This window comes from Chryseolinea sp. H1M3-3 (genome assembly GCF_029360725.1).
Classification (GTDB): domain Bacteria; phylum Bacteroidota; class Bacteroidia; order Cytophagales; family Cyclobacteriaceae; genus Chryseolinea.
Genome location: NZ_JARKMY010000019.1, coordinates 211,152 through 229,315, shown reverse-complemented (window position 1 = coordinate 229,315; position 18,164 = coordinate 211,152). Strand labels below are relative to the sequence as shown.

The 18,164-nt window shown below is 43.5% G+C and carries 6 protein-coding genes; 4 read left to right on the top strand and 2 right to left on the bottom strand.

The window, feature by feature from the left end; translation table 11 throughout:
* Together P2W71_RS28085 and P2W71_RS28080 are read right to left on the bottom strand one after the other, a co-directional pair.
* Positions 1 to 3,189 carry an RHS repeat domain-containing protein gene (locus P2W71_RS28085; protein WP_276374883.1) on the bottom strand — a complete coding sequence of 1,063 codons (3,189 nt, stop codon included), beginning with the start codon at positions 3,187 to 3,189 and terminating at the stop codon, positions 1 to 3.
* 898 nt (positions 3,190 to 4,087) lie between these two features.
* Entirely contained in the window at positions 4,088 to 4,645 is a 558-nt protein-coding gene (locus P2W71_RS28080; protein WP_276374882.1) for a hypothetical protein, read from the bottom strand.
* 650 nt (positions 4,646 to 5,295) lie between these two features.
* Here P2W71_RS28080 and P2W71_RS28075 point away from each other — a divergent pair.
* The 4 genes from P2W71_RS28075 (at position 5,296) to P2W71_RS28060 (ending at position 17,897) form a co-directional block, all read left to right on the top strand.
* A complete protein-coding gene (locus P2W71_RS28075) occupies positions 5,296 to 5,880 on the top strand; it encodes a hypothetical protein (protein ID WP_276374881.1) in 585 nt (194 codons plus the stop codon).
* Between the two features lie 536 nt (positions 5,881 to 6,416).
* Positions 6,417 to 13,724 carry a gliding motility-associated C-terminal domain-containing protein gene (locus P2W71_RS28070; RefSeq protein WP_276374880.1) on the top strand — a complete coding sequence of 2,436 codons (7,308 nt, stop codon included), beginning with the start codon at positions 6,417 to 6,419 and terminating at the stop codon, positions 13,722 to 13,724.
* Between the two features lie 11 nt (positions 13,725 to 13,735).
* A complete protein-coding gene (locus P2W71_RS28065; protein ID WP_276374879.1) occupies positions 13,736 to 14,680 on the top strand; it encodes a type IX secretion system membrane protein PorP/SprF in 945 nt (314 codons plus the stop codon).
* 325 nt (positions 14,681 to 15,005) lie between these two features.
* The gene (locus P2W71_RS28060) at positions 15,006 to 17,897 is read left to right on the top strand and encodes a PVC-type heme-binding CxxCH protein (protein ID WP_276374878.1); all 2,892 of its coding nucleotides are present in this window, start codon (positions 15,006 to 15,008) and stop codon (positions 17,895 to 17,897) included.
* Positions 17,898 to 18,164: the final 267 nt, after the last annotated feature.

The window sequence follows — 18,164 nt, the reverse complement described above, 5'->3', positions numbered from 1 at the left end:
TCAGTTCATTACTTTGTACAAGTAGTCATACGTTTTCACGATATGGTCGCTATTGTCCTTGATCGCCTTCAGACGTCCAAAGGAATCATAGTTATAATATGTGGTGCTGCCGTTCGCATCGGTCATGGAGGTGATGCCGAGCAAAGGATCGTACGTATAGGTTTTGAGTTGAGCTGATTTTGGATAGAAGCGAATTTCATCGTACTGCGCCGCAGGCAAATTGATAGTGTACAACCCGTTGGAAGGAACGATTACTTCAGTTTCTGAGTATTGCCAGACCGGGTTCACCCATTTGTAATAGGCAAGGATGTAGGTACCTGGATCGAGCAGCGATAGCGGTTTACTGTAGACAGCATTAGCACTACTTTTTTTACCGGTCTTACCGCCATAAGAGAAGCCCACCTGCACCTCTTCAAAGCCCTCATAGAAAACATTCTTTTGCAAAGCATTTGTAATTTCTGCTATCGGTAAACTGTTTCCATACCCCCATTTATAGGAAACCAGCACGTCGTTCGATTTGGAGACGGTCTGGATATTGCCGTAGTTGTCATATTCCTGAAGGGAAACGCGGGGCTTTTGATTTGTATTGAAGGTAACGCCGTTATTAGCCCCGTTGATTGCTATTGGTGTGTATACCAATACCCGATTTGCCGATTCCCACACATAGATTTGGTCCGCTACAACGTACTTGCTATTGCCTGGATGTTGTTTGAACGTAGTGACTTGTCCGGAAACAATTCTGCGGTTAGTATTATCAGGTTTCTGTAAATACGAATAAGTCTCTAAAGGGGAGGTAAGAATGTTTTTTGTGGTAAGCAAATAGACTCCCCTAGCAGCCCCTGTAGAAGACGAATTTGCTGACAGTTGAAAAGGATATGTGTTTACGGTAACCAATTGTTCCATACTATTGCTTGACATGGACTTGGCGGTGATCAACTGGAGTTTATCCAAATGATAAGTTTTCTCAATCGTAGTGATTGTAAATTTCCCTGGCTGACCGCGCTGAAATACAGAGTCAATTGTTTTAGACTCCAGCAATACGCCGCTATTCTGTGTGTAGCTAGCTGTTTTAAAAGTTTGCGGGTTTACCCATTCCCCGGAACCAGCCGCCTGACAGGATGGACCGAAACAAGTGTTGACTCCCCCCATGAACAGATAAGAGCCAATGCCTACAAGCTTGCTATCTTCCTTATAAGTGTCATATTCTATAGTGGATGACGAAAGCTTATTTCCAACGTTATCATAAACAGTTTTTCTAGTAAGCTTGCCGCGCCTCCAGGCATTCATGTTTGTATAATATTTGGTAGAAGCAGGTAAAATGTGATTGACATCAGCTCCACCAACCTCATAATTGTATATTATTTTGCCATTGTTAGCACCTGCTGGATTACCGAAATATTCCGTAACCATGGGGTAAACAACTGGAGAGGCTGATTCGATTACATAGGAAGCGTATGAGTGATAGGTACGAATTTGATAACTGAGAGAGAAATCATGAACCTCGCAGCCGGCACTATACAACTGTGTAGAAGAGTTATTAAAGAAATTCGACATGAAGAGGGCAGTTCCCGTACCAGCTACTCCGCTCCCATATTTGTATTGTTTTACAACAGGAATTCCAGAGGCGCTTTCTAAGCTGGTAATTTTCTTTACGCGAAGACCTCCCGCAAAAGTGACTATTGGTGTTCCATTGTCATCCTTGATGTATTTGTTCTGTTCATAGTCGAACTGGGTATAGCCACCGGTTGGAAAATCTATTCTTTGTAAGACACCTTCCTTAGAATATGTCGTGTCAACGCTCCGGTTATACGCCCCGCCGATGGTAACATTTTGTGGCGGCGAATTATATAACTGCTGATAATTAACCGTTTTCGGCATCATCAAATCAGAATTTTGTAGGGCGCCGTTATAATACCCCCAAAGGTCGCGGGCGTTTAAAAAATTAGACTCACTTGGCTTCCATGAAAATGAATTCGTGAGGTAGGTAAACTTATATTTTTGAACAGGCAATTTAACATTGTCCAAAAAATGGATCGCATCCAATTTAAGAGCAGCTTTTTCGGCATCGGCATTTGTAAAATAAGAATATATGAATTGAATTGTCTTTAACGGTATTGCTGAATCGTTGCTGTAGATTTCAATTCGGTCTAAGTAATTCAGGTTCTTTTCATCGGCCCGTGGTGACGATCCCAGAAAAAACTTTATTTTACCAGTTTCAAAGATAATTTCTTGAAACCCCTCCTGGTTTATATCATTTACATGATCTATTTTTTTCGGAATCAAGTGTTCAGGCCCGGGACACGCTGGTGCGTTTTGATTATCGCCCCCTGTTTGACGATCGCATTGATCATAAAATAAATAGGTATAAGAGATATCTTTTCTTCGGACTACGCCGACGTGCTGATATTTAAACGAAATACTGTCAGCAGCATTGGGTGCGACTATATCCATTAAATTCCATACCGTAGTTGCATTTACTGAAGAAGACGTGCCATTTGTCGAGCTACTCGATTCGGTCGATGTAGTTCCCTGATAGTTTGTGCCAAAGCGATACAAAACTCCATTTTCGTCCGTAATGTGATATTTATAATGACCTAGTCGCTTCACTACAATTGGCGCATAGGGAACTAAATATGCTCCACCATTTACGTCAGTGCCTCCAGGGTTCACATAAGTGCCTCCATTTGGTAAAAGAAATTTGCCGCTTTTTCCAGGAAATGAATAACCAAATACATCCGGCTCCGTGTCGTAGGTGCCGTCTGCTGCTGACCTTAAGTATTGGAGATCGCTACAAACATCAGGCGATGGATTCAAAGGAGCGTCCAGGTAAAAATCCTCGTCTGGTTTTCCGTTTACCTGTCTCGTAATCTGGCCTCCCGCGGAAAGAGACCATCCCATCCCGACCCAACTGGCTATATCTGTTGGCCGAAATCCTGAAGCATGATAAGTCAATACAATTGGTACACTCAGGCTACCACTTTTTGCCTCAAATATGGGTATTGAAATATCTGGAATACCGGTAAAATGGCTCACTTGATAATCTCCGAACTTCCCTAGACCCGCTGCATTTGGAGACGATAAGACTGGCTTAGGGATCATCTTGTTAATTTGTTCCGTCCCTTGGGCTCGGCATACAAAGGGTAACGCAACAGCTGCCGCTATTGCAATAGCAATAAGATTCCGCCTCATAGAAAATTTATATAATCGTTAGTATTTTTCTACTATGACATTATGCGATTACCTAACGATAGGGCTAGAGTAAGACACAAATACACACGCACACGAATAACTCACAATCCATTACACACAACCGGCGTATGATCAAACTTATAAAAAATCCTCATGGAAGAAAACGTTTGTCGGATTATTTTTTCAATTCGACGCCCGCTTATGTCACTTTAACGATAAAATAACGCAACGAAATTTTATGCATTCACCCCTGATAATTCAAAACAGACTTTTTTGTGGACAGGTTTTTCGTTGAGGAAGACCTAAGCCTTCCTATTGGTGAGGCGTTTCAGCTTCGTGCTAGCGAGCAAACATCCTGCGAAGCTTTCCCCTCAATCAAAGTAAGAGCGTTCGCCTCCAATATTCTTGCTGTTAATAGGTACCGATGCTGATATTGCTTGCTAAACATAGCATCCTGCCTCGGGACTTTTCGCCGCAAATGATAAACCTCCGATCAAGAGCGTAGTACAATATATCGGAACTTCAGCGAACCGAACGCTTGGTTTGATATACCCTAGTCGTTGGTGCAAGTCTGCGTATGCCGTAGGCGTTATAATCAACAATCACATGAAGATATGCTCTCTAGCCTCCCGCGAGGAAAAGCAGCTTTCCCGATTGTTGAGGCGTTCAGCTTTGTAGTCTTCGACCATCTCCGGGTTAGAAGGAGGAGCCTCCGAGTATCATCCATTTATTATTTTGTAAGCCACCGCTACTGCAATGCGTTCGTCTATGCTGCTTAATCTAACAATTCTAAATGTCTCACAGCATAACACGATGGCGTCGAGCAAAGCCCAGGCTCAACATATCGACTTCGGAAATCGATTCGTAACAAAATCCATGAAGGTGTTTTTGGAAAAGACTACGTCATCGTATTTCGAACGAGTTCAACAGGCTTGTCAAACCGAAGAAACTCTGGCCAGTCGGTGCCTTCCCGGTAGTCTAGCGGTGGGTGAATTGGATACGACTTCATATCCCAATCATCCGGGCGTTTGAAGAAGTAGTAAGATAAACGGTTGGCAGTCCATTCCGTCCAGGTGTGTTGATGAACGAAAGAAGGATCGTGATTGGCGCGTCTAACGCTGTTAAGACTCTCCCAGGCTATATAGCGGTAAAAGAAAATCTTTCCCCATTTCTTTGCCTGAAGCATGTGGCCAAACTCATGTCGAAGCAAGGCAATGTTGTTGGCATCCTTGGGGTGTACAAAAATCCCGATACCCGGTATAGCAATGGCTGCGCGATTTTTTAGCTCGCAGAGCGTGCTGGCAAAGCATGACACGCCGAAAAAATTTCCTATATACCGGCCAATCCCCAATAATGGAACGGCGGTCTGAATAATTGATTTAACTTTTAATTTTGTGATTGACTCCTTTGGGTAGGGCTTTAAAGAACTGATGCTGCGGAATTTTAAGCCTTTCACGTCTAAAATGAGTTTACAGGATGGTAGAATCTTTTTTAAGTTTTTCCGTCCCCTCACGGTCCATCAAATTATTTTTGTGTAAAAATTCCCCAATGTCGGTGATGCAATTTCCTACAGTTTTCATCACGTGAAACAATGTAAATGGGGAAACCGAAAAGCGCTGGCTCCAATATTTGATATCTGAAGGGCCTTTTATCAAAACGATATCTTGTGACGCGGTTGAAAGGATTTTTTGGCTGCTCATCGAATAAATGAGTACAAAAACTATTCCTGTAGCTACAAATGTATGGATCCGTCGCTACTATTAGGCCAGAGGGTCGGCCGTTTAGGTCGCCCCTGGGTTAACTCATCCTGAATTATTGGTCAGCTGACTAGGCTACAGAAAATTCCTTCAGGCAGTTTTATCTCAAAAAAAATCTTAAACGATTTTCCTTCTCGACACTTGGACTTTGACATAGGCTAGTCCTAGGTCATAAGCCTTCGTGTGTGCAGATAGTGTGGAGAAAGAGTGGAGCGATAGTGGAACCAAGCTATCGATTTTGAATATATTTTAAGAACGTTAAATTACTAACATTCAACGTCTTACAAGATAGAAAAAAGCATTGACACAACCTGTCAAAAGACCCCTCTACTTTCAAGGAAAAAAACGTATGGGAATCGTTAAAACTAATCCACTTTTAAAAGGGCTGAGCGGCAGGCATGAGAACATGATTCTCCGCACCTTTAACAACAAAACCTTCTTCTCTAGGTTGCCATCCAAGCCATTAAAACAAAGTGCACATCAGAAGTTAAACCGTAGCAAGTTTAAAATGGCAGCGGATTTCTCTAAAGAAATGATGAAAAATCCCGAGAGGAAAGAATACTACAGGAAGAAAGCCAAGAAGCTAAAATTACCAAACGCTTATACCGCGGCGATTGCTGATTACATGCGGATGATGGAGATGACGATTGAAGTCGCAAAAGAATCTGGAAGTGACATCGACTACATCATACGTATTCATGTAACAAAGAAACACTTCGATATCACTGCAGTCGAAATAATAATTCAAGACGCCGACAGAAATATAATAGAAAAAGGCGCTGCCTATATCGCAGTCCGAGGTCTCTGGATCTATAACCCAACGGACAAACTACTCGCAACACCTGGGTTGTACTGCGTGATAGCCACGGCGGCGGATGCCACAGGCAAGACGATAGAAAAGGAGATTTCATGGAGCCACCCGCTGCCCCATTAAGGCTGCTAAGATTGGCCGTCACTCAGTAAAAAAAGATGGTATAGGTAAATTTTGATGAGTGTTGCAGGTTAACGTAATGTTTTAAAAGTGTGCTGTTCCCAGGGTACTCTTCGAAGCCGCAGACCGTTCAATATGTAAGAGAAAGTGCAAAAGGCGCTAAATTTTTCTTCTAATCACCATATCGCCCGTAGAGAAATTGTGATTTGGCACGCCTAATGCGTTCTTTAATTAACCGGTATGCTGCACTTACGTAATTTATCATTGGTTTAAACATTTTTTTGTGTTCTACGAAAGCTGACGCGGTTTCCAACGACCAAGTCATGAGCAACAACTACATCGCTATAGGTAATAGCCTGCGTTGGCCTGTACAGATTAACACTTATACAATCACTGCCATTTCAGGGTATCCCCTGTCAGAGAAAAACGTAAATCAAAATAACAATCACAGCAGGCGACATTGGTTAGATTTTATATGAAAAGTAAAAACTCAAACGGATAGCATTGGGGACTTTTACGACTCAAAAAATTCCTTAATCATGGGACCTGCACCCTATCCGTTATTAAATCGAATCTGGTTATCCGTAATAGTTCTCATTGCTTTTTTTGCGCAAATAAAACCCGCAAGGGCTTCTGTGAATGTCGGCGATATCGCTGTTATCGGATGGAATTCGGATCCTGCGTCGTCAACCAAAACGTTCAGCGTTGTCTTTCTGGCAAATATTTTTTCCGGGGAAACACTATTTTTTACAGACAAGGGCATTTCGTCAGGAACCTGGCAAGCTGATTTGGCGACAGAAGGGATATTCTCACTCACGACTACCAGTTCCATCGCGGCCGGCACCGTTATTCAATTTTCAGTTACCTCTGGAATAACACCAATGGTTTCCAGCTCACCTTCGGTGGGTACATTAACTGTTACAAATGGTTGGATAAGTACAAGCACCGCATCACCCTTTGGTAATAACGGCGACCAGATCATCATCTATCAGGGAAGCGCTGCCTCGCCCACATTCATTTTCGGGTTTAACGCAGGTATCAACACCATAGGCTTAACAAATGGATGGAATACAGGGGGTAGTACTGGAAATAACTATAGTGAAATTCCCGCAGGCCTTACCAACGGCTCAAACGCAGTGTCGCACGGGGGCGCAAGTGCTTTGGATAACTATGTATACACTGGAACAAAATCGGGTTCAAAACTGAGTTTACTCACAGCGATCAGCACGGCTTCGAATTGGTCATCGGATGATACAACGCCATTTGATAATTCTCCAGGAGGAACATCATTTCCTGGTACCAATCCAATCTTTACTATTTCCAGCGGAAACAGTGCTCCGACAAACCTCGTATTGTCAGCCACCTCGGCCAATGAAAACGTTGCGGCTAACGCTACCGTTGGGACCTTCACCGCAACAGATCCGGATGTCGGTAACACATTCACGTACACCTTAGTAGCAGGAACTGGTGATACCGACAATGCATCCTTCAACATCAACGGATCAAGTTTGAGAATCACAAACAGTCCGGATTTTGAAACAAAGAGCAGCTACAGCGTGCGCGTCAGAACAACCGATCAAGGCAGCTTGACTTTTGAAAAAGCTTTCACCATTACAATCAACAATGTTAACGAAACACCTTCTGACATCGCACTTTCAGCAAGTTCAGTGAATGAAAATGTCGCGGCAAATTCCACCGTTGGAACATTAAGCTCAACAGATGTCGATGCAGCCAACACGTTTACGTATACTTTAGTCGCCGGAACAGGCGACACCGACAACGCTTCCTTCAACATCAGCGGGTCAAATTTAAGAATTACAAACAGTCCGGATTTTGAAACGAAGAGCAGTTTCAGTGTCAGGATAAGAACTTCCGATCAAGGCAACTTAACATACGAAGAAGCATTCACGATTACAATTAATGATGTTGCCGAAGGAGTGTTACTGAGTTCATCTCCGACATTAACGTTTACAAGCAACAATGCAAGTATTACAGGAGACGATATTGCCAGCGATGGTGAAGGTGGATCGCAGGCCATTTCAGATATTGACATTCAGGTTTATAACATTTCCAACACCGGTGGAACATTATTAAATGCGTTGTCGTGGCAAAATAATGGATTTCTAGGAAGCAACAACGGTAGCTATACCGGCTTGACAAACGAAAATAATAATGGTTCAAAAGGAATTGCCATTAAGTCGGCCAATGGAAGTGAATTTCGATTGAATCAATTTTCCTATTACAATTGGGGCGAATCGACTCCTTTTACCAATACAGTCAAAGGTTATAGGGACAATACTGAAGTGGCATCTATGTCCTTTCAAGGATTTGATGCGGAATATGACCCGTTAACTATTTCGTTGGATGCGACATTCGGCAACGTTGACGAGGTAAGGCTTTACATCAGCGCGGGCGGTTATATGGGAGATCAATCCGCAAGCAACCATAGCATCAATGCAATTCAGGTAACTTCGCCTGTTACAAATACAAATAATTCTCCAACAGATATTACGTTATCAGCTTCGGCAGTAAATGAAAACGTAGCAGCAAATTCCACCGTTGGAACATTGAGCTCTACAGATGCCGATGCAGCCAACACTTTTACGTATACTTTGGTCGCCGGAACTGGTGATACCGATAACGCTTCCTTCAACATCAGCGGATCAACTTTAAGAATTACAAACAGCCCGGATTTTGAAACGAAGAGCAGCTACAGCATAAGAATAAGAACTACGGATCAAGGCAGTTTAACATACGAAGAAGCTTTCACCATCACCATCAACAATGTTAACGAAACACCGTCTGACATTACGCTTTCCGCAAGTTCAGTGAATGAAAACATCGCAGCAAATTCCACTGTCGGAACATTAAGCTCTACGGATGCGGATGCAGCCAACACTTTTACTTATACTTTAGTGGCCGGAACTGGTGATACCGATAACGCTTCCTTCAACATCAGCGGATCAAATTTAAGAATTACAAACAGTCCGGATTTTGAAACGAAGAGCAGTTACAGCATAAGAATAAGAACTACGGATCAAGGCAGTTTAACGTACGAAGAAGCATTCACCATCACCATCAACAATGTTAATGAAACACCTGCTGACATTGCACTTTCAGCAAGTTCAGTGAATGAAAACGTAGCAGCAAATTCCACCGTTGGAACATTGAGTTCTACAGATGTCGATGCAGCCAACACGTTTACTTATACTTTGGTCTCTGGAACTGGTGATACCGATAACGCTTCCTTCAACATCAGCGGATCAAATTTAAGAATTACAAACAGTCCGGATTTTGAAACGAAGAGCAGTTACAGCATAAGAATAAGAACTACGGATCAAGGCAGTTTAACATACGAAGAAGCATTCACCATCACCATCAACAATGTTAATGAAACACCTGCTGACATTGCACTTTCAGCAAGCTCAGTGAATGAAAACGTAGCAGCAAATACCACTGTTGGAACATTAAGCTCTACAGATGTCGATGCAGCCAACACATTTACTTATACTTTGGTCTCTGGAACTGGTGATACCGACAACGCATCCTTCAACATCAGCGGATCAAATTTAAGAATTACAAACAGCCCGGATTTTGAAACGAAGAACAGTTACAGTGTAAGAATAAGAACTACCGATCAAGGCAGTTTAACATACGAAGAAGCATTCACCATCACCATCAGCAATGTTAATGAAACACCTTCTGACATTGCACTTTCAGCAAGCTCAGTGAATGAAAATGTTGCGGCAAATACCACTGTTGGAACATTGAGCTCTACAGATGTCGATGCAGCCAACACTTTTACTTATACTTTGGTCTCTGGAACTGGTGATACCGACAACGCATCCTTCAACATCAGCGGGTCAACTTTAAGAATTACAAACAGCCCTGATTTTGAAACGAAGAACAGTTACAGCATAAGAATACGAACTACCGATCAAGGCAGTTTAACATACGAAGAAGCATTCACCATCACCATCAGCAATGTTAATGAAACACCTTCTGACATTGCACTTTCAGCAAGCTCAGTGAATGAAAATGTTGCGGCAAATACCACTGTTGGAACATTGAGCTCTACAGATGTCGATGCAGCCAACACGTTTACTTATACTTTGGTCTCTGGAGCTGGTGATACCGACAACGCTTCCTTCAACATCAGCGGATCAAATTTAAGAGTTACAAACAGTCCGGATTTTGAAACGAAGAACAGTTACAGCATAAGAATACGAACTACCGATCAAGGCAGTTTAACATACGAAGAAGCATTCACCATCACCATCAGCAATGTTAATGAAACACCTTCTGACATTGCACTTTCAGCAAGCTCAGTGAATGAAAATGTTGCGGCAAATACCACTGTTGGAACATTAAGCTCTACAGATGTCGATGCAGCCAACACGTTTACTTATACTTTGGTCTCTGGAGCTGGTGATACCGACAACGCTTCCTTCAACATCAGCGGATCAAATTTAAGAATTACAAACAGCCCCGATTTTGAAACGAAGTCCAGCTACAGTGTAAGACTAAGAACTACCGATCAAGGCAGCTTAACATACGAAGAAGCATTTACCATCACCATCAACGACGTCGATGAATTTCCCACCGACATTGATCTTTCAAGTTCATCTATCAATGAAGGATCTCCTGCGAACTCGACAATAGGCCTCCTAACAACAACGCCAAATGTATCCAACACCTATTCATTGGTTGCTGGTACGGGCGATGCGGACAATGCTTCGTTTTCAATCAGTGGCAGCAGCCTTCGAATCACGAGCACGCCTGACTTCGAATCGAAAAATAGTTACACCGTTAGAATACGTACCACAGACCCCAACAGTCTTACCTACGAGGAGGCATTTATCATCACCATTAACAACGTTAACGAGTCACCATCAGACATAGCCTTGTCAGCGAATGCCGTAAACGAAAACGTCGCAGCAAATACAACCGTCGGAACGTTGAATTCAACAGATACAGATGCTGGTAACACTTTTACATTTACATTAGTGGCAGGCGCGGGAGATACAGACAACGCATCGTTCAACATCAGCGGTTCAAGTTTGAGAATCACTAACAGCCCTGACTTTGAAACGAAGAGCAGTTACAATGTAAGAATAAGAACTACCGATCAAGGCAGTTTAACATACGAAGAAGCGTTTACCATTACCATCACGGATATTAACGAAGCGCCTTCCGATATCGCTCTTTCAGCGAGTTCAGTGAACGAAAACGTTGCGGCAAATACAACCGTTGGAACACTAAGCTCTACAGATGTGGATGCGGCCAACACTTTTACTTATACTTTGGTCGCCGGGACCGGTGATACCGATAACGCATCCTTCAACATCAGCGGGTCAAATTTAAGAATTACAAGCAGTCCGGATTTTGAAGGGAAGAGCAATTACACCGTCCGCGTAAGAACTACCGATCAAGGCAGCCTAACATACGAAGAAGCATTCACCATCAACATCAGCAATGTAAACGAAGTGCCTTCCGATATTTCACTGTCAGCAAATGCCGTGAATGAAAATGTCGCAGCAAATACAACCATTGGAACGTTAGGCTCAACAGATGTGGATGCAGCCAACACTTTTACTTATACTTTAGTCTCTGGAACGGGTGATACCGACAACGGTTCCTTCAACATCAGCGGATCAAATTTAAGGATTACTAACAGTCCGGATTTTGAAACCAAGAGCAGCTACAGTATACGAATAAGAACTACCGATCAAGGCAGTTTAACATATGAAGAAGCATTCATCATCACCATCAACAATGTTAATGAAACACCTTCTGACCTGGTACTTTCAGCAAGTTCAGTGAATGAAAATGTCGTAGCAAATACAACCGTTGGAACGTTAAGCTCAACAGACGTGGATGCATCCAACACTTTTTCATATACTTTAATCGCCGGCACAGGCGACACCGATAACGCATTCTTCAACATCAGCGGTTCAAGTTTGCGAATTACGAGCATTCCCGATTTTGAGACGAAGAACAGTTATAGTGTTCGCGTCAGAACAACAGATCAAGGCAGTTTGACCTACGAAGAAGCGTTTACCGTCACGATCAACGATATCAACGAATCACCTACAAGCATTTCACTGTCAACACTCATGGTGGATGAGAATGTTGGGACAAGTACAGTAGTTGCAACGCTCAGCACCGCTGACGAAGATGCCGGCAACACATTTGTTTATTCTCTTGCAACGGGTAGCGGCGATACCGATAACAGCAGTTTTTCGATCACTGGCAACAGCCTTACAATGCTTGTAAACCCAGATGTCGAAACACAAAACTCGTATGTCCTACGGATCAAAAGTGTGGACCAGGATGATGCGGGTATTGAAAAATCATTTACAATTTTAATTAATGATCTCAATGAGGATCCCACCGATATTGAAATCTCAGCATCTTCGGTAGATGAAAACATCGCTATCAACACTGTTATATCAACAATAACCTCCAATGACCCCGATGCTGGCAGCACGTTCACATATTCACTGGTTTCTGGAATTGGCGACACAGACAATAGTTCTTTCCAAATACAAGGTGACGGATTGCATATCCTGGAAAGTCCAGATTTTGAAATAAAAAATACCTATACGATAAGGATTCAAACTGAGGACCAAGGCCACCAAGTTTTTCAGAAGTCATTCATGATTACGATCAATGACGTGATCGAACCAGTCTTGGCCTCGATCGCATCTTTGTCGGCCACGTCCATTGAACCGACTGCCGTTACACTTGGGGGAATTGTGAGCTTCGATGGATATGTTCCGGTAACAGAGCGTGGTGTGGTATACAATACGTCTGGCTCCCCCACCCTCACAGATTCAAAGATAACGATGGGATCAGGCGAGGGTGAGTTTTCGCAAACTGTGACAGGGTTGTCAGAAGTTACAACGTATTACGTCCGTGCCTATGCCATCAACGCAATGGGTACTGCTTATGGAAACGAAATTTCCTTTACTACCCCGGTAAGCAATAGGGCGCCAACTGACTTGATGCTTTCATCGTTGTCTTTCAATGAAAACATAGTAGAAAACGCTGTCATCGGAACACTGCATACAATTGATGCCGACCCCGAAAACACCTTCACTTATCGATTAATTTCCGGCGATGGCGACGATAACAATGACGAATTTTTGATCGATGAAAGTAGCCTGCACATCAAGAACAGCCCGGATTATGAAGCACAAAGCAGCTATGACATCCGGATACAAACAATGGATCAACATGGGGCTACCTTTGAGAAGTCCTTCCATGTCACGGTCGGCAATGTTAACGAAGCACCTTTTTCGTTAAGTGTATCAACGCTGTCGGTAGCGGAAAATATAGCAGCCGGAACAGTAGTAAGCACAATAGCATCTGCCGATCCCGATATGACTGGCGCCATGACGTATTCACTAGCTCCTGGTCAGGGCGACAACGATAATGCATCGTTCGCTATTGTCGACAACACACTCATCATGTCTAGTGTTCCGGATTTCGAGGCGCAGTCCATGTATAACATTCGTATTCGTGTTACTGATCAGGATGGCTTGACATACGAAAAATCATTTATGGTATTAGTCGAGGATTTCGACGAGACCATCCCGAACGCTTTGTTCCCGAATGGTACGGATCAAAATAAGACATGGGGTATCTCTCACTTCGGATTATCCGAAAAGGTTACCATTCAGGTTTTTGACAGCAATGGACAACTTCTTTTCTCTTCAGAGGATCCTCAACGTGAGTGGGATGGTAGGTACAACGGAATGGCTGTACCAGAGGGAACGTATTTCTATTCAATAACTCTTGGCAAGGGAATGAAGTACGAAGGGTCATTACTAGTTTTATATTGATAACAAGATTTATGAAAAAAATATTTAGCCTTCTTGTACTCGCAGTTATATTAACAGACGCACAAAGTCAAATCCATAGTCCGTGGACGCAATACAATCAAGTGCCGTATGTTCAGAATGCTGCATTAAGTGGAATTGAAAATTTTACGGATATCAAAATCGGTTACAAAAGGCAGTGGTCAAATTTTGAAGGTGCGCCGAAAACAATATTTGTCGGGGTAAACCATACGCATGCGCTGGGAAATAAAGATATCGAAAGTGCCAGGCCGATCAAGCTCGGCTTCAGCGGATATGTTGCCCATAACGACTATAATTTTATCAAAGATACGCAGCTGTCACTTTCCTATGCAGTGCATGTTCCGCTGTCGTCTGCCTATTACCTTGCTATGGGACTATCGACCAGCTACAACAAAATGAAAGCGGACGTTCAGGAGTTGATCATTCGGGATACGCAAGATCCTATTTATACAAGTTTTCTAAATGGTAACGGAGCCGTCAATTATTTTAATGTTGATGCAGGCGTTGTTCTTTATTCGGAGAAGTTCTATGCCGGCTATTCAACGCAACGGTTAATACGCACGCGATTTAACAGCGATGTACCGGGCGATGGGGAATTTAACCTCCGCCATGCATTGATGGTCGGTTACAATTATTCCCTGAACCATCAGTGGCAAATTCAACCGAGTGTCCTATACCGGCATGAAGCAGCGTTGGATGATATCTATAACCTTACTTTAAAGGTACGGTATGAAAAAAAAGTGTGGGCTGGTGTAGGCGTCAGGCCTAAGGCCTCCGTTTCTTTGCTCACCGGATACCGCATTAATGATACATTTGCTTTCAGCTACAGCTATGATCTTTCTACCGGTCGTACAAATACGATATCCCGCGGTAGCCACGAACTTATTTTAGGTATTTTGCCCTTCAATAAAGGTGGACAAAAAACTTTCTTCTGGTAAGCGTTACGTCGTCATATTACCTCATTGGACCGACATTGATAGCGGCCAGCTTGGCCAGCGAAGGATCTGCTGTGCTTTAGGGACGATCGGTTAAAATCACCCTATGAAATTACATGCTAACATCACGAATATCGTCTAACTAATATTTGATTTTCCAGGCACCGCGGCTATAGAACTATTCGGTATTGCAGGAAGTTGAAAAAATAAATTTAACAACTATACCTAGCGCAAGGGGCTCACTAAACGGCAGTTGTGATTTCTAAAAAACATTTCGGGAAGTTCAACTCGATCCTTAACTTGTCTGTGATCTTCGCCAATAAATCAGATGCACACTGGAATCGGTAAACTTTACTTTCGTCTGCTTTCTTTTCTTTTGATGGGTGGACTTTCGTTAAGCTCTTGCAAAGTTGATGAAATCACTAACACCAAACCCTTGTTGTATCTACCGGAAGATCTTGAAGCCTCTCTGTGGGCCGAATCACCGATGATTTATAACCCGACCAACATTGACATCGATAGCAAGGGAAGATTGTGGGTCACGGAAGCCGTTAATTACCGGAACTATAACAACGACTCTACAAAAAATCTTCATTATAGCAAAGGTGATCGTGTTGTTATACTAGAAGACAAAGACGGCGACGGCAAAGCTGAGCATTCCACCATTTTTGTGCAGGATAAAGATTTAGTATCCCCTTTAGGAATTGCTGTCATTGGCAACAAAGTGTACGTCTCGTGTTCTCCCAATATCATTGTATATACCGATGAGGACGGCGATGACCATCCGGATAAAAAGGAAATTTTTCTTAGTGGGTTTGGTGGGAAAGACCATGATCACTCTCTCCACGCAGTTGTTGGGGGCATGGATGGATGCCTGTATTTTCCTACGGGAAATGCCGGGCCTCATGTCGTTACTGACAAAAACGGATGGACACTACGGTCAGGCAGCATTTACACAGGTGGATCTCCCTACAACTCAAAAAATCAAGGCAACATGAAAAGCGATGATGGGAAAATTTGGGTAGGCGGACTGGCGTTGAAGATTGATCAGGAAGGGAAAGGATTAAAAGTCGTGGGACACAATTTCAGAAATGCTTATGAGCTAGCCCTTGATTCACGGGGCGATATGTGGCAGAACGATAACGATGACCAGGTTGTTGCCTGTCGAACGACCTGGCTTATGGAAGGCGGCAATACAGGTTTTTTTAGCACCGATGGAACACGGTATTGGCAGGCGGATCAGCGGCCGGGTCAGGACATATTCGCTGCACATTGGCATCAGGATGATCCAGGCGTTATACCGGCCGGCGACCGTTCAGGTGCAGGTGCGCCTACCGGCATCGTTATGAATGAAGATGATGCACTCGGCGAAAAATATCGCGGTATGCTACTGAGCGCTGACGCAGGACGCAATGTTATTTTCGCTTACCATCCTGAACAGCATCAGTCGGGTTACGACCTGGGCAAGCGCATTAATTTTATAACGTCCCTGCAACATGACAACGAAGATTATGTTTGGAATGATTCATTAGAGAATACACAAACGGATAAATGGTTCAGGCCAAGCGATGTTGCCATCGGAACTGACGGTGCCATTTATGTTGCCGACTGGTATGATCCAGTTGTCGGCGGTCATCAGATGGCTGACTCCGTGGGCTATGGAAGAATCTATCGCATTGCGCCTAAAGATAAAAAGTTGGTTCGTCCGAGTATCGACCTATCTACTACAAAAGGTCAGTGCCAGGCGCTGTTGAGTCCTGCCGTGCATGTAAGATTTGAAGCCAGTCAGCGGTTAAGCGCGAAAGGAGCGGCAGTCATTCCTGACATCAAAGAGATGCTGAATACCCAAAACCCATTTCATCGCGCGCGTATAGTCTGGCTGTTAGCCAGCCTGGGCGAAGCAGGGAAGACGGCAGTAGAAGAACTCTTAGACCACGCTGACGAAGCCATGCGAATTGTAGCATTCCGGGCCCTGCGCCATTATGCCGGTGATATTATTCCCTACGCACAAAAATTATTGGAAGATCCCTCCTCCTTTTTAAGGCGGGAAGTTATTGTCAGCCTCACCGATTATCCTTACGATATTAAGAAGCCAATGCTATCAAAGCTCTTGAAAGGTTTTAATGCCAAAGACCGTTGGTACCTGGAAGCATTGGGCACAGCGGTTGCCGGACATGAAGAGGATTTCATGGTCGAAGTAGGCAAGATATTCAACAGGGAAAATAATTCTCCAGAATCCTGGAATGACGAGATGGAAGCGCTTGTGTGGAGAATGCATCCGTCCAGTTATATCAATGATTTGAAGCTGCGCGCGCAATCAGATAAGTTATCTCCTGCGCAGCGCCAGCGCGCCATTACAGCCTTGGCATTCATCAACGACAAGCGTGCAGCGTCCGCGATGGTAGCACTAACAAAAGTTCCGATTGAAGCCGTCGCGGAACAAGCAACCTACTGGGTTGCCTTCAGGCAAAGCAACGAGTGGTTTCACCTTCTGGATTGGAAAACCGTAGACATTGATCCAGCACGCGAAAGAAAAATTGCAGAGATGAAAGTGAGGATGAGTAAAGTGCTTGACGACCGCCTGCCCTTCGATGAAAAAAAATGGAATGCAGTGGCAATGGCACGAGATCCTGTTGGAGGAAACATGATCCTTTCGCTGGTGGCAGCAGACAAGTTTCCAAAAGATCTTTATGACGAAGTCGGCGAAGATATGCTGACAAACGCTGATCAAACGGTAAGGGTACAGGCCACACAGTATTTTAAAACCGGTGCGAAACATTTGTATGCAATACCTGCCATCGCTGGTATTAAATCCGACGTGCAAAGAGGCAGTGTTGTTTTTCAGAACAAGTGCAGTTCATGCCACCGTGTGGGTGTCGACGGCAATACAATTGGTCCAGAACTGACACTGATCAAAACCAAATTTGATAAGCAAGCTTTGATGGATGCTATTGTCAATCCTTCTGCTGGTATTGTCTTTGGCTATGAAGCATGGTCCGTTCAAACAACAGACGGACAATCACATTTTGGTTTTTTGATTGCGGATGGAAAAGATGCGGTTATCATTAAAGATCTTTCCGGTGTTCGCCACACGATTCCGGTTCAAAATATTTCTTTCCGAAAAAAGTCAGCGAACAGCGTGATGCCAGACGCATCCTCACTTGGTTTGAGCGAACAAGACCTTGCTGATGTTGCTGAATTTTTGATGAAGTGGAGATGATAGTTAGCTTGAATGATAGCGAAATAAGATTTGAACGAGACCCTCAGATTTGATATACTTGGTGACCCGCGCACCAGCATGCGCTGCCAAAGATTTGTCAAAGTCTGTGGTCACATTATTAATTTATGTGTTAGCGACGCCTGGGGGAAAAGATGATATGGAAATAGTTTTTGACGAAGTGGTTCTGGCATAAGCATCTGATTTTGTATAACTGTCTATTCCGCCCCTTCTTTTAAAAACAGGGCTTAATATCGCTTGGTCTTGAAC